Source organism: Streptomyces pathocidini, from assembly GCF_001418495.1.
Lineage (GTDB): Bacteria > Actinomycetota > Actinomycetes > Streptomycetales > Streptomycetaceae > Streptomyces > Streptomyces pathocidini.
The window spans coordinates 1-11,704 of sequence record NZ_LIQY01000166.1 but is presented as its reverse complement, the minus strand read 5'-3'; the positions used below and the strand labels follow the sequence as shown (position 1 = coordinate 11,704).

The 11,704-nt window shown below is 72.7% G+C and carries 11 protein-coding genes; 7 read left to right on the top strand and 4 right to left on the bottom strand.

The window, feature by feature from the left end; translation table 11 throughout:
* Nucleotides 1–723: DUF5937 family protein (locus AOK16_RS10060; RefSeq protein WP_107098306.1), on the bottom strand; the 723-nt coding region annotated here is incomplete at its 3' end.
* A 186-nt stretch (nt 724–909) separates the two neighbouring features.
* Here AOK16_RS10060 and AOK16_RS10055 point away from each other — a divergent pair.
* The 3 genes from AOK16_RS10055 (at nt 910) to AOK16_RS10045 (ending at nt 3,646) form a co-directional block, all read left to right on the top strand.
* The gene (locus tag AOK16_RS10055) at nt 910–1,416 is read left to right on the top strand and encodes a MarR family winged helix-turn-helix transcriptional regulator (RefSeq protein WP_055471905.1); all 507 of its coding nucleotides are present in this window, start codon (nt 910–912) and stop codon (nt 1,414–1,416) included.
* A gap of 117 nt (nt 1,417–1,533) precedes the next feature.
* A complete protein-coding gene (locus AOK16_RS10050; protein WP_055471904.1) occupies nt 1,534–1,872 on the top strand; it encodes a DUF3817 domain-containing protein in 339 nt (112 codons plus the stop codon).
* A gap of 73 nt (nt 1,873–1,945) precedes the next feature.
* Nucleotides 1,946–3,646, top strand: coding sequence for a coenzyme B12-dependent isobutyryl-CoA mutase large subunit (locus AOK16_RS10045; protein WP_055471903.1), 1,701 nt, complete (start codon nt 1,946–1,948; stop codon nt 3,644–3,646).
* Between the two features lie 11 nt (nt 3,647–3,657).
* On the opposite strand, the gene AOK16_RS10040 is transcribed toward AOK16_RS10045, so the two are convergent.
* Both AOK16_RS10040 and AOK16_RS10035 read right to left on the bottom strand, forming a co-directional pair.
* Nucleotides 3,658–5,067 (bottom strand): sensor histidine kinase, encoded by a 1,410-nt coding sequence (locus tag AOK16_RS10040; RefSeq protein WP_055471902.1) that lies wholly within the window; start codon nt 5,065–5,067, stop codon nt 3,658–3,660.
* The gene (locus AOK16_RS10035; protein ID WP_055471901.1) at nt 5,064–5,783 is read right to left on the bottom strand and encodes a response regulator transcription factor; all 720 of its coding nucleotides are present in this window, start codon (nt 5,781–5,783) and stop codon (nt 5,064–5,066) included. The genes AOK16_RS10040 and AOK16_RS10035 overlap by 4 nt, the downstream gene beginning before the upstream one ends.
* Before the next feature lie 65 nt (nt 5,784–5,848).
* Here AOK16_RS10035 and AOK16_RS10030 point away from each other — a divergent pair, with 65 nt between their 5' ends.
* Together AOK16_RS10030 and AOK16_RS10025 are read left to right on the top strand one after the other, a co-directional pair.
* Nucleotides 5,849–7,060, top strand: a complete 1,212-nt coding sequence (locus AOK16_RS10030) for a UDP-N-acetylglucosamine--N-acetylmuramyl-(pentapeptide) pyrophosphoryl-undecaprenol N-acetylglucosamine transferase (protein ID WP_055471900.1) — start codon at nt 5,849–5,851, stop codon at nt 7,058–7,060.
* A 20-nt stretch (nt 7,061–7,080) separates the two neighbouring features.
* Nucleotides 7,081–8,115, top strand: a complete 1,035-nt coding sequence (locus AOK16_RS10025) for an SDR family NAD(P)-dependent oxidoreductase (protein WP_055471906.1) — start codon at nt 7,081–7,083, stop codon at nt 8,113–8,115.
* A gap of 82 nt (nt 8,116–8,197) precedes the next feature.
* Here AOK16_RS10025 and AOK16_RS10020 read toward each other — a convergent pair whose 3' ends face one another.
* Entirely contained in the window at nt 8,198–8,839 is a 642-nt protein-coding gene (locus AOK16_RS10020) for a TetR/AcrR family transcriptional regulator (protein ID WP_055471899.1), read from the bottom strand.
* 432 nt (nt 8,840–9,271) lie between these two features.
* Between AOK16_RS10020 and AOK16_RS10015 the strand changes: the two genes are divergently transcribed.
* Nucleotides 9,272–10,243 carry a tetratricopeptide repeat protein gene (locus AOK16_RS10015; protein ID WP_055471898.1) on the top strand — a complete coding sequence of 324 codons (972 nt, stop codon included), beginning with the start codon at nt 9,272–9,274 and terminating at the stop codon, nt 10,241–10,243.
* A gap of 771 nt (nt 10,244–11,014) precedes the next feature.
* Nucleotides 11,015–11,632, top strand: coding sequence for a DUF6230 family protein (locus AOK16_RS10010; protein ID WP_055471897.1), 618 nt, complete (start codon nt 11,015–11,017; stop codon nt 11,630–11,632).
* Nucleotides 11,633–11,704 lie beyond the last annotated feature (72 nt).

Sequence of the window (11,704 nt, the reverse complement as noted above, 5' to 3'; positions counted from 1 at the left end):
ATGTGGTGGTGGGGGCCACCCCGGGCTGGCCCCCACCACCACATCGGCCCGGACGAAGACGCTGGGCAACAGGACGAGCCCGTTGTCGGCGGCCAGCCGCGTGAGCTCCGCGCCCGTCCGCACGGTCAGCGCGCCCTCCTCCCAGCCCAGCCGCGGATGCAGCTCGCGGAAGAGCGCCGAGGGCCCCTCGTCCGCCAACCGCCGCGTGTGGAACGCGGCATCGGCCTCCAGCAGCCCGCGCAGCCACGGCCAGTGCGGGGCGAGCAGCGCCCGCCAGGCCAGCTCCAGCAGGTCGGCCAGCTCCCGTACGGCCCGCGCGGGATCGGCCGCCGGCGCCCGGCCCCGTACGCCCGTGCCCGCCGCCGAGCGGGTCAGTTCGGCGGCGGCCCGCGCCGGATCCGCGGCCCGTACGCGCGCCAGCTCGTCCTCGATCGCCGTCGCGGCCCCGGAAGGCGGCGGGCACAGGAACTCCGGTGTGGTGGCGCGATCGCGCAGCAGCGGCCACAGCGGCCGCAGATCGAGCCCCGAGGCGGCGGTCCGTATGCGGCGCAGCCACGGCAGCCGCCACTCCTCGCCGCACCCGGGCGCCTCCAGGGCCCGTACCGCCTCCCGCAGCTCCCAGAGCGGGGACACGGCGAACCGGCAGGGCGGCTGCCGGTGGCCGGTGAGCGGATCGACGGCGGTACGGGACGCGGCCCCGACCTCGTGGACGTGGAACGGCACTTGACGCCCTCCCTCCGAGCCGGGACCCGCGCGCACGATCCGTGCTCCCGGGTCCCGCCCCGAGAACGATGCTTCGACGCGCGTCTACCCAACGGACCCTGCGGACATGCCGGGCATGTCTGGTTTGGTGTTCCGCTCTCCGGAACGGGGCCGGCCACCCCTCATCAGGCCGGTAGGGTCGATGGCGTGTCGAAGCCGCTCAGCCTCCCCTTCGATCCCATCGCGCGGGCCGACGAGCTCTGGAAGCAGCGATGGGGCTCCGTTCCGTCCATGGGCGCGATCACCTCGATCATGCGCGCCCAGCAGATCCTGCTCGGCCAGGTCGACGCGGTCGTCAAGCCGTACGGCCTGACCTTCGCCCGGTACGAGGCGCTGGTGCTGCTCACCTTCAGCAAATCCGGTGAACTGCCCATGTCGAAGATCGGCGAGCGGTTGATGGTGCACCCCACCTCGGTCACCAACACCGTGGACCGGTTGGTGAGGGCCCGCCTGGTCGACAAGCGCCCGAACCCCAACGACGGCCGCGGAACGCTCGCCTCCATCACGGCGAAGGGCCGTGAGGTGGTGGATTCGGCGACCCGCGACCTGATGGCGATGGACTTCGGGCTAGGGGTCTACGACGCCGAGGAGTGCGGGGAGATCTTCGCGATGCTCAGGCCCCTGCGGGTGGCGTCGGGCGACTTCCAGGAGTAGGGGACGGCCTCCCGCGAGGAGTGGGGACGGTCCGCCGCGAGGAGTGGGGGACCGCTCGCCGCCGCAGGGCCCGGCCCGCTCGTTGATCGCCCGGAACCGGCGGTTACGCTCGTTGCCATGAAACGAAGCGTGCTGACCCGCTACCGCGTGCTGGCCTACGTCACTGGCGTGCTGCTGGTCCTGCTGACGATCGGCATGATCGCCAAGTACCTGCTGGAGCTGGATGGCGCGGCCGGCTTCACCAGCGCCGTCGGCATCGCCCACGGCTGGCTGTACGTGCTGTACCTGATCTTCGCCTTCGACCTCGGCTCCAAGGCGAAGTGGCCGTTCGGCAAGCTCGTGTGGGTGCTGCTGGCCGGCACGGTTCCGACGGCCGCGTTCTTCGTCGAGCGCAGGGTCGTACGGGAGCTGTCCTCGCAGGTCGGCGACCCCGCGGCGGAGCCGGTCAAGGCGTAGCGGAGCGCCCGCACCGAGAGTGTGGGCGTTTTCCCATCGACATTTACTAGGACGTCCTAGTAAATTTGAAGGTATGGACGCCGACGTCATCGAAGAGGGCCGCCGCCGCTGGCAGGCCCGGTACGACGCCTCCCGCACCCGGGACGCCGACTTCAGCACGCTCTCCGGAGACCCCGTGCAGCCGCTGTACGGGCCGGCGCCGGGCGACTCTGTCGAGGGATTCGAGCGGATCGGCTGGCCCGGCGAGTACCCCTTCACCCGCGGCCTCCACGCCACCGGCTACCGCGGCCGCACCTGGACCATCCGCCAGTTCGCCGGCTTCGGCAACGCCGAGCAGACGAACGAGCGCTACAAGATGATCCTGGCCAACGGCGGCGGCGGGCTCAGCGTGGCCTTCGACATGCCGACGCTCATGGGCCGGGACTCCGACGACCCGCGTTCGCTCGGCGAGGTCGGCCACTGCGGGGTCGCGATCGACTCGGCGGCCGACATGGAGGTCCTGTTCAAGGACATCCCGCTCGGCGACGTCACGACTTCGATGACGATCAGCGGCCCGGCCGTCCCGGTCTTCTGCATGTACCTGGTCGCGGCCGAGCGGCAGGGCGTGGACCCGGCCGTCCTCAACGGCACGCTCCAGACCGACATCTTCAAGGAGTACATCGCGCAGAAGGAGTGGCTGTTCCAGCCCGAGCCCCATCTGCGGCTGATCGGCGACCTGATGGAGCACTGCGCGCACGGCATCCCCGCGTACAAGCCGCTCTCGGTCTCCGGCTACCACATCCGCGAGGCGGGCGCGACGGCCGCGCAGGAGCTCGCGTACACCCTCGCCGACGGCTTCGGCTACGTCGAGCTGGGGCTCTCCCGCGGCCTGGACGTCAACACCTTCGCGCCCGGGCTGTCGTTCTTCTTCGACGCGCACGTCGACTTCTTCGAGGAGATCGCCAAATTCCGCGCGGCGCGCAGGATCTGGGCGCGCTGGATGCGGGATGTCTACGGGGCCACGTCCGAGAAGGCGCAGTGGCTGCGGTTCCACACCCAGACCGCCGGGGTCTCGCTGACGGCCCAGCAGCCGTACAACAACGTCGTACGGACCGCGGTCGAGGCCCTGGCCGCGGTGCTGGGCGGCACCAACTCCCTGCACACCAACGCCCTGGACGAGACCCTCGCCCTGCCGAGCGAGCAGGCCGCGGAGATCGCGCTGCGCACCCAGCAGGTGCTGATGGAGGAGACCGGCGTCGCCAACGTGGCCGACCCGCTGGGCGGTTCGTGGTACGTGGAGGCGCTGACCGACCGGATCGAGGCGGACGCGGAGAAGGTCTTCGACCAGATCCGGGAGCGCGGCCTGCGCGCACACCCCGACGGGCAACACCCGATCGGCCCGATCACCTCCGGCATTCTGCGCGGCATCGAGGACGGCTGGTTCACCGGCGAGATCGCCGAGTCCGCCTTCCGCTACCAGCAGGCGCTGGAGAAGGGCGACAAGAAGGTCGTCGGCGTCAACTGCCACACCGGCTCGGTGACGGGCGACCTGGAGATCCTGCGCGTCAGCCACGAGGTGGAGCGCGAGCAGGTCCGCGCCCTGGCCGCGCGCAAGGCCGCGCGCGACGAGGCGGCGGTGCGCACGGCGCTGGACGGCATGCTGGCCGCCGCCCGCGACGGCGGCAACATGATCGAGCCGATGCTGGACGCGGTCCGCGCGGAGGCCACCCTGGGCGAGATCTGCGGCGTCCTCCGCGACGAGTGGGGCGTCTACACGGAGCCGCCGGGGTTCTAGGCCCTGTGCGGTCAGGTCCGGTTCGCCGCGGAGGGGAACCGGACGCGGAAGAGGGCGCCGCCTCCCGGGGGCTGTTCCGCGGTCGTCTCGGCGCCGTGGGCCGACGCGATCTGGCGGACCATGCCCAGGCCCAGGCCGGAGCCGGGTAGGGCCCGGGCCGTGTCCGCGCGGTAGAAGCGGTCGAAGACGTACGGGAGGTCTTCGGGGGCGATGCCGGGGCCGTGGTCGCGAACCGTCAGTTCCGGCCCGCCGCCCGCCGCTGTCAGGCCGACCTCCACCGGCCCGCCCGGTGGGCTGAACTTCGCCGCGTTGTCCAGGAGGTTGTTCAGCAGGCGGTTCAGGCGGGAGGGAACGCCCGAGACCGTCGCCGACCCGACCGCCGCGTCCACGTACGTCGTGAAGGCGACGTCCGGCCAGTGCCCGCGGGCCGCCGCCACCCCGTGCTCCAGCAGCGCCGCGAGCCGCACCTCCTCCAGCAGCGGTGCCGGCTCCTCCTCCCGCGCCAGCTCGATCAGGTCCGCCACCAGGCCCGTCACTTCGCGCAGCTGCCGCTCCAGCGCCGTCGCGGCGCGGTCGCGCTGTGCGGGTGTCAGGCGGTCGCCGCGCGCCAGCAGCTCCGCGTTGGTGCGCAGCGCCGTCAACGGGGTGCGCAACTCGTGGGAGGCGTCCGCGACCAGCCGCCGCTGCGCCACCACCGACTGCTCCAACTCGGCCAGCATGGTGTTGAAGCTGGTCGCCAGGCGCGTCAGCTCGTCCTCGCGGCCCGGCGGGCCCGGCGGCAGCTCGATGCGGTGCCGGGCGTCCCGGGTCGCCGCGATGCGCTCGGCCGTCGCGGTCAGCCGGGCCACCGGTGCCAGGCCGGTGCGCGACACCCAGGAGCCCAGCGCCCCGGCCAGCACCACCCCCGCCGCGCCGACCGCAGTCAGCAGCTTGGCCGCCCGCCGTACGCCCTGCTCCACCGTGTCGGAGCGCAGCGCCACCTGGAGGGCCTTGTCCCGGCCGTAGTCGGTGGTGAACATCCGGGCGGGGTGCCCGTCGAGCGTGATGTTGCTGAAGTACGGGGCGCGTTCGGCCGCGGCCACCTGCCGCACGGGTGCGGTGACCGGCAACCGGTATGGCTGCCGCGGGTCCTCGGCCCGATCCGCCGGGACGATCTGCGAGCAGGCGGGCGCGGACAGGAACGCGCACTCGCCGTGCACGACCTGCGGCGGCTCGCCGCGGCTCTGCTGCTGCACGAGCGTGGCGGACTGGATCAGATGCAGATCCAGCTGGTGGTACAGCTCGTTCCGGGTGATCAGGAACGCGCCCCAGCAGACGCCCACCGCGACCACCGCCACAGCCGCCGCCGCGGCGACCGCGAGCCGGGTGCGCAGCGGGCGGCGGCGGCGCCAGCGCGCGCCGAGCGCTCTGCGGCGGCTCACGCGAGGTCCAGCCGGTAGCCGACGCCGTGCACGGTGTGGACGAGCCGGGGCTCGCCGCCCGCTTCCAGCTTCCGGCGCAGGTAACCCACGTACACTGCAAGGGAGTTGGTGTCCGGGCCGAACGCCGCGCCCCAGACCCGCTCCAGTATCAGCTCCCGCGGCAGCACCTGCCCCGGGTGCGCGAGCAGCAGTTCCAGCAACGCGAACTCGGTGCGGCTGAACTCCAGTCGGCGGCCGCCGCGCAGGCCGGTACGGGTGGCCGGATCCACGACCAGGTCGGCGAAGGACAGCGGGCGCTGTCCGTCGGCCGGGTCCGGGGCCGCCCGCCGCAGCAGCGCCCGTACCCGGGCTGTCAACTCGTCCAGGGCGAACGGCTTGACGAGGTAGTCGTCGGCCCCGGCGTCGAGGCCGTCGACCCGCTCGCTCACCGCGTCGAGCGCGGTCAGCACCAGCACCGGGGTACGGTCGCCCAGCGCCCGCAGCCGCCGGCACACCGCGAGCCCGTCCAGTACGGGCATCAGCACATCCAGCACCAGCGCGTCCGGTTGCCATTCGGTCACCGCGCTCAGCGCCGCGAGCCCGTCGGCCTCCCCGCGCACCGCGAACCCCTCGATCGCGAGCCCGTCCTCGACCGCGGCCCGCACCTCGGGGTCGTCGTCCACGACGAGGACCCTCGGGCGGGGCGCGGTACGGTTCGGGGCGCGTTCGGTCTCCATGCCACCCCAGCCTGCCAAACCGGGCTCTTAGAAGCCTCTTAGGGCATTTCGCCAACCTGGTCGGCATGCCACAGCCCGAACCCCCGCACGCCGCCCCGCCGGGGCTTCCCCACCGACCGCTGTCCGTGGTCATCGGGGCCGGCGGCACCGGCGGCCACATCTATCCCGGCCTCGCCCTCGCCGACGCGCTGCGGCGCGCGGACCCCGCCGCGGACATCACCTTCGTCGGCACCGAGCGCGGTCTGGAGACCCGGCTGATACCCGAGGCCGGGTACCCGCTGCACACCGTCGACATGATCCCCTTCGACCCGGCGCTCGGCGCACGCCGCTATCTGCTGCCCGCCGCGCTGATGCGCTCCGGGGCGCAGGTGCGCACGATCCTGCGGCGGCAGAGCGCGCAGGTCGCGGTCGGCATGGGCGGCTACCCCAGCGCGCCCGTCATCGTCGGCGCCCGCCTGGCCGGGCTGCCGAGCCTGATCCACGAGTCCAACGCCGTCCCGGGCCGAGCCAACCGGTTCGCCGCCCGGATCACCCCGCACATCGCGCTCGCCTTCGACCGCACCCGCGAGCACCTGCCCGCGGGGGCGGAGGCGGAGACCGTGGGCATGCCGCTGGTCGGCCCGGTCGCCGAACTGGACCGGGAGGCCTTGCGCCCGGCCGCCCGCCGGGAGCTGGGCGTGCCCGACGGGGTGCGGCTGATCGTGTTCAACGGCGGCAGCCTCGGCGCACGGCGGCTGACCGACGCGGCCGTGGACCTGGCGAGCCGGTGGCAGGGGCGTACGGACGTACGGCTGCTGGTGAAGACCGGCCCCGAGGCGCTGCCGGCCGTCCGGGCGCGGCTCGCCGAGGCGGGCGGCGACCGCGTCGCGCGGGCCGTCGCCTACCTGGACCGCATGGACCTCGCCTACGCGGCGGCGGACCTGATGGTGTGCCGGGCCGGCTCGGCGACCGTCGCCGAACTGGCGGTCACGGGCGTACCGGCCGTGCTCGTGCCCTATCCACATGCCCCCGGCGACCATCAGACCCACAACGCGCGCGTGCTCTCCGACGCCGGGGCCGGCCTGCTGCTCCCGGACGCCGAGGCGACCGCCGACCGCCTGGCCGCCCTCACCGAACCCCTGCTGGCCGACCCGTCCCGCCTGGCCGCGATGACCGCCGCCGCCCGCCCAGGTCCCCACGCGCGGGCCGCCGACCTCCTGGCGGCAAGGGTCCTGCGCCTGGCGGGACGCGCGACGCCCGCCTCTCCCCGCACCGACGAACAGGAGCACTCCTCATGACCGGCACGAACCTGATCCACATGAACCAGTCCGGCGCGAACCGGACGGACACGGACCCCGCCGACGCCGACTGGGCCGACCGCACGGTCCTCGTCACCGGGGCCGAAGGGTTCATCGGCTCCACGCTCGTCGATCTGCTCCTCGCGCGGGGCGCGCGGGTGCGTTGCCTCGTGCACTACAAGCCGTACGGGACGGCGGGCCATCTCGCGCACCACCTCGGCCCCGACAGCCCGGTCGAGATCCTGGCCGGGGACGTGCGCGACGCGGGGCGCGTGATGGACGCGGTGGCGGGTTGCGACACCGTCTTCCACCTCGCCGCGCTCATCGGCATCCCGTACAGCTACGCGTCCCCCGAGTCGTACGTGCAGACCAACGTGACCGGCACCCACAACGTTGCCGCGGCCTGCCGCAGGCACGGCGTGCGGCGGCTGCTGCACACCTCCACGAGCGAGGTGTACGGCACCGCCCTCACCGCCCCGATCGGCGAGGACCACCCCCTGCAGCCCCAGTCCCCGTATTCCGCCTCGAAGATCGGCGCGGACATGATGGCGCTGTCGTACGCGCACGCCTTCGACCTCCCGGTCACGGTCGTGCGGCCGTTCAACACCTACGGCCCGCGCCAGTCGGGGCGCGCCGTGATCCCCACGATCCTCGCCCAACTCCACTCCGGCGCACGGGAGATACGCCTCGGGTCGCTCACGCCGACCCGCGACTTCACCTACGTCACGGACACCGCGGCGGGATTCCTGGCGCTGGCCGACTGCGACCGCGCGCTGGGCGAGGTGGTCAACCTCGGCACCGGCAGCGAGATCGCCATCGGCGAACTCGCGGAGGCGCTGATCATCGCCTCGGGGCGGGACGCGCGGGTCGTCGTCGATCCGGCCCGGCTGCGCCCGGCGGGCAGCGAGGTGCATCGGCTGCTGTCGGACAACACGCGCGCCCGCGACTGGGCGGGTTGGAAGCCGGAGGTCTCCTTGACGGACGGGCTGCGCCGCACCTCGGCCTGGGTGGCGGACAACCTCCATCGCTTTTCCGTCGATCGCTACGACGTGTGACGTTCTCGCGGCGCCCGCCCAGCCGCGCGGCTAGGCGGGCCGCGCGGGCAGACGAGTCGGGTGGGCAGGCGAGCGGTGATGTCTAGGGCGTCTGCCCCACCGTCGTCAGGCCGCCGAGGAGGAGGGTGGTCAGGTCGCGGGCCCAGGCCGGGTCGACCGGCCGGCCGCTGACCAGGAGGCGGTGGACGACCGCGCCCGCGATCACGTCGAAGATCAGGTCCGCGTGGCGGGCCGCCGCTGAGGGGTCCGGCTCGCGAGGGAGTTCGCCGCGGGCCTGGGCCCGCTCCCGGCCCTGGAGGACCAGCCGCTTCTGGCGCTCGACGATCGCCGCGCGGATGCGGCCGCGGAGGGCGTCGTCGCGGGTGGACTCGGCGACGACCGCCATGAGCGAGGTCTTCGCCTCGGGGCGCTCCAGCAGGGCCGCGAACTGCCGCACGACGCCCTCGACATCGGCCCGCAGGCTGCCGCGGTCGGGGAGTTCGAGCTCGTCGAAGAGGACGGCGACCGCGTCCACGACGAGTTCGCTCTTGCTCGTCCAGCGCCGGTAGAGCGTGGTCTTGGCCACTCCCGCGCGGGCGGCGACATCGCCCATCGTCAGCTTGGACCAGCCCAGTTCGACGAGCGCGGTCCGGGTGGCGTCCAGGATCGCCAGATCGGCCTCGGCGCTCCGTGGCCGCCCCGGGCGCCCCCCACCGCTGGTACCAGCCCTGCTCCCACCGCTCATGCGGCGACCCTAACGCGCGCCCTCACGGCGGGCGGTGGGGCGGCGGAGCCGCAAAATTCTCCCGCCGCGACGGCGGGCAACCACCGCGGTGGAGCTCGGATGGGGGCACTCCTCCAACTACCGCCGGGGGCACCCCCACCCAGCGGTAGCTGGGCGGGCCGAACCGAGCCGAACCGGCCGCGACCCGGCGAAGACCACGAGGTGAGGACCGCGAGGTGAGGACCACGAGGTGAGGACCACGCGGCGAAGATCACGTGGTGGGGACTTGCTCGGTCAGGGGCCCGACGGGTTACGCTACGACTCGTAGCGAAAGGGCCGTCGGCCCCCGCGACAACCATGTACGCGCAGGGTGGGGACCCGGCGCAGCCGCACACAGTCCGCCCGTCTCACGGCGTTTTTCGGATCCTCGCGCGGAAGGGGGAGGATGTACTCATGCAGCCACGCAACATGTCCATGAGCGGAGTCGTCGACCTTGCCGCGGTGAAGGCCGCCGGGGAAGCCAAGCAGAAGGCGGAGCAGGTGCGGGCCGAGGCCGCCCGCACCGGCGAGCCGGCCGCCGCACCCGGCCGTCTCGTCTTCGACGTCGACGAGGCGGGGTTCGAGCAGGACGTACTCCAGCGCTCCACCGAGGTCCCGGTCGTCGTCGACTTCTGGGCCGAGTGGTGCGAGCCGTGCAAGCAGCTGAGCCCGCTGCTGGAGCGGCTGGCCGCGGACTACGCCGGCCGGTTCGTGCTCGCCAAGATCGACGTCGACGCCAACCAGATGCTCTTCCAGCAGTTCGGTGTCCAGGGGATCCCCGCGGTCTTCGCGGTGATCGCGGGCCAGGCGCTGCCGCTGTTCCAGGGCGCAGCCCCGGAGGCGCAGCTGCGCCAGGTGCTGGACCAGCTGATCCAGGCCGCCGAGCAGCGCTTCGGCATCGTGGGCGCCCCGGTCGAGCCGGGCGCCGAGGAGGCCGGCCAGGAGGAGGCCCCGGAGCGGCCCGCGGGCCCGTACGACGCCGTGCTGACCGCCGCGGGCCAGGCGCTGGACGCCGGTGACCTGGGCGGCGCGATCCAGGCGTACAAGAACGTACTCTCTGACGACCCGGCCAACCCCGAGGCCGCGTTGGGCCTCGCGCAGGCCGAACTCCTCCAGCGGGTCCAGGGGGTTGACCCGCAGGCGGTCCGCAAGGCCGCGGCCGACAGCCCGGGCGACCCGGCCGCGCAGATCGCGGCGGCCGACCTCGACCTGGTCGGCGGTCATGTCGAGGACGCCTTCGGCCGGCTGGTGGAGACGGTCCGGCGTACGGCGGGGGACGACCGGGAGGCCGCCCGCGTACGGCTGCTGGAGCTCTTCGAGGTCGTCGGTGCCGAGGACCCGCGGGTGGTGGCGGCGCGCACCGCACTGGCGCGCGTGCTGTTCTGACAGAAGCGGTTTCGGCAGAGGCGGTTCCGGCAGGGACGGTTTCGGTGGAGGCGGTTCTGAGGGGGTCGGTTCTGGCAGCGGCTGACGCGAAACGATCGTGCCGAACTGGCGTGAGGGCCCGGTGGGTTGGATCCGGAAGGTACGGATCCGCTCTGCCGGGCCCGATGCGTGTCCACGCCCCGAGCGGGGCAGGCTTCTGACGGGGCGTCGGCCATGGCCGGTTCTCGATCACCTCAACCGCGTTTTGCCAAAACTTGACCAAGGTTCTTGCTGTTACTGCCAGTAAGAGAAGCGCGGCACCTTGTCCGCGTATGTGTCAATTACTCCTCCATAATCGGGCATTGGGCGGGCGACCCTGCGTGCCCGGTCGGGACCGGGCGACCACGCTCTGGTCATCGCGCCGTTACTCGCTAGTAACGCGCCACTTGTGCCGAGCCCCGGAATGGACCACGATCGTCGGCGCTCGGTCCATTACCCGCGGTCCGACATCCACTCGGCACCGCGGGCTTGTTGGGTCCCCACCGGGCAGGCCGGCGGCAGAGGCGCCGGCCTAGGACAGGGGGGTCTCTGCCCACCGGCAGAGCCTGTCCGGTTGCGCGAGAGCGTGGCCAGTGGTTGTCGCTCGGGGGTGATCGCCGATGGATCGGGTGCGATGCGCGCCCGAGGCCACAGCGGCGCTCTCCTTCCCGAGGACGTAGCACTTCTCCCATCCCAGCGCCGGGTCGGCCCACTGGCCCCGCCGGAGATGTACGTCCGAGAAGGAGGAAAGTCATGGAGTCCCTGGCTCGTGGCGGGACCAGATGGAAGCGGTTCGCCGTCGTCATGGTCCCGAGCGTCGCTGCCACGGCCGCGATCGGTGTCGCCCTGTCGCAGGGTGCGCTCGCGGCCTCGTTCAGCGTGTCCGGCCAGAAGTTCAAGGTGGCGGCCGACCGACTTGATGGGCAAGGCTTCGTTCAGTACGGCGCCTACGACGCGCAGGTCGGTGGTAAGAACGTCCCGGTGGCGGTCTCCGCGTTCAAGACCGCGCAGATCCGGAACATGTGCCAGTCGGTCGTCACGCCCGGCATCCCGCTCATCGGCACCGTCACGCTGCAGCTGAGGGCGGGCAACGAGGAGCCGGTCAAGGCCGAGAACCTGTACATCGACCTCGACGACCTCGAGGCCAATGCCACGTTCCGCAACATCAACATCGGTATCGCGGCGGGTGCCAGCACCAAGGGCCCCGGTATCGCCAAGGACGATCACGCCTCCCCGGGTGGCTTCGCTCAGGAGGCCGACAGCGCCACGCTGACCGATGTCAAGCAGACCGCCTGGGCCACCAGTGCGGGCACGTTCAAGCTGAGCGGGCTCAAGATGTCGCTGAAGCCGGGCGTCAACGAGTGCTACTAGGCACTCGCCGGGCGGGCGGTAAGCCGTAACGGATTTCCCGCCCGCCCGGCGAGCTGCCTCTTATACACACTT

What these genes read in the sequence shown, in the direction of transcription:
- AOK16_RS10025 (WP_055471906.1), top strand. Translation starts at nt 7,081, where the DNA reads ATGAACCAGTCCGGCGCGAACCGGACGGACACGGACCCCGCCGACGCC.
- AOK16_RS10030 (WP_055471900.1), top strand. Translation starts at nt 5,849, where the DNA reads ATGCCACAGCCCGAACCCCCGCACGCCGCCCCGCCGGGGCTTCCCCAC.
- AOK16_RS10010 (WP_055471897.1), top strand. Translation starts at nt 11,015, where the DNA reads ATGGAGTCCCTGGCTCGTGGCGGGACCAGATGGAAGCGGTTCGCCGTC.
- AOK16_RS10015 (WP_055471898.1), top strand. Translation starts at nt 9,272, where the DNA reads ATGCAGCCACGCAACATGTCCATGAGCGGAGTCGTCGACCTTGCCGCG.
- AOK16_RS10035 (WP_055471901.1), bottom strand. Translation starts at nt 5,783, where the DNA reads ATGGAGACCGAACGCGCCCCGAACCGTACCGCGCCCCGCCCGAGGGTC.
- AOK16_RS10020 (WP_055471899.1), bottom strand. Translation starts at nt 8,839, where the DNA reads ATGAGCGGTGGGAGCAGGGCTGGTACCAGCGGTGGGGGGCGCCCGGGG.
- AOK16_RS10050 (WP_055471904.1), top strand. Translation starts at nt 1,534, where the DNA reads ATGAAACGAAGCGTGCTGACCCGCTACCGCGTGCTGGCCTACGTCACT.
- AOK16_RS10045 (WP_055471903.1), top strand. Translation starts at nt 1,946, where the DNA reads ATGGACGCCGACGTCATCGAAGAGGGCCGCCGCCGCTGGCAGGCCCGG.